Genomic DNA, 1,485 nt, shown 5'->3' with positions numbered 1-1,485 from the left:
ACTTCGCAACTGGGGGAATGGCGTGGCGCCGCAACGGGTTCGATATACAGGCTGCGGGTACTGACGCCGTTCATCCGCACCCGGTGGCGCTTGCCCGCCGGCAACCAGACACCGCTGTAGGGCGGTACCATCCAAGTGCCGTCATCGGTGTCGACTTCCATCAAGCCCGTCATGCCGTAGAGAAACTGGGCACGGCGATGGCTGTGAAAGTCGAGCAGGGTGCCGGGGCTGTAGTCGGTGCCGATGGCCACGATGGGCCGCACGACGTGATCCACGTCCGCCAGAGGAATATTGCGCATTTAGAGTCAGTATGGCCGAAATACAATGATTATTGGCTAACTGGCGAATGTCAGCCACCCCTTATCGGAATATCGTTCCTGTCGTTGAGTTCCATCAGGAGAGTTCCGGTGTATAGCGTTTTGTTTTTCTGCGGTGGGTTGGCCGGTGTGACTACTGTGCTGTTCGGTTTCGGTGGTGGCTTCGTCGTGGTTCCCTTGATGTATACCTTGCTGATTGCCGTCCATGGGTCGGATAGCGTGGCCGGGCAGGCGGCTATGCATATCGCGGTAGCCACTTCGACCGCACTGATGATCTTCGCTGCGTCTCTATCGACATGGCGTCACCACCGGCGGCGGACCGTGAAATGGCATCTGGTGCGTCCGATGGTGGGTTATATCGCCATCGGTGCCGTGCTCGGTGCGGCAGCAGCAGTGGCGTTGAGTGGAGACTGGGTGCGCTGGGCGTTCATCGGCTATTTGGGGATAACGATTGCGGATGCCGTCCTGCGGCCCGGTTTCCTGCGTCAGGCGAGTGGGGATGTACGTCCCATGGGTCGTCTGGGAACAGCGATGATAGGCACGTTCATCGGCACAGTCGCCGCCTTGCTGGGTGTTGGCGGCAGCGTGATGACCGTGCCGCTGATGCGCCGCAGAGGCGCCAGCATGACGACAGCCACGGCGATGGCCAATCCGTTGTCGTTGCCGATGGCGGTGAGTGGCACCGCGACTTATGTGCTGTTGTCGGCCAGCGATACCACCCTGGGCGCCTGGTACGCGGGGTATGTGGATCTGCGCGCTTGGCTGGCGTTGGCGGTGGGATCATGGCTCGGTATTCGCCTGGCGTCGCGATGGATCGGGCGCATTCCCGACCGCATTCATGCCGGGGTGTACCTGTTACTGCTGACGGTAGTGCTAGCGGTGATGGTCATCATGCACTGAGCCTCGCCTTCATGAGACCGTATGGCTGACGCAGCGGCAGATGGCTGAGGTGTTCGACGTCAAGCCGCAGAACATCACGATCCACTTGAAAAATATCTACGCTGAGGAAGAGTTGGTGGAGGAGTGAACTTGTAAGGAATTCTTACAAGTTCAGGTGGACGGGGGCAGAAAGATCAAGCGTGCGAGGCTGCACTACAACCTCGATGCCATCATCTCCGTCGGCAATCTCGATCAGTCCGTCTTCGGCGAGCCGGCCTATCCGAGTATC

At 59.7% G+C, this 1,485-nt stretch carries 2 protein-coding genes; one reads left to right on the top strand and one right to left on the bottom strand.

What is annotated here, in order from left to right:
• Window positions 1–299 (bottom strand): AraC family ligand binding domain-containing protein (locus OP495_RS17795; protein ID WP_280571108.1); only part of this gene is annotated, 299 nt, incomplete at its 3' end.
• Between the two features lie 108 nt (window positions 300–407).
• Here OP495_RS17795 and OP495_RS17790 point away from each other — a divergent pair.
• Window positions 408–1,217 (top strand): sulfite exporter TauE/SafE family protein, encoded by an 810-nt coding sequence (locus OP495_RS17790; protein WP_280571107.1) that lies wholly within the window; start codon window positions 408–410, stop codon window positions 1,215–1,217.
• The last annotated feature ends 268 nt before the right edge of the window (window positions 1,218–1,485 follow it).

Source organism: Chromohalobacter sp. 296-RDG, from assembly GCF_029889885.1.
GTDB lineage: Bacteria > Pseudomonadota > Gammaproteobacteria > Pseudomonadales > Halomonadaceae > Chromohalobacter.
The sequence above is the reverse complement of the archived record's forward strand: the minus strand, read 5'-3'. Positions and strand labels throughout refer to the sequence as shown.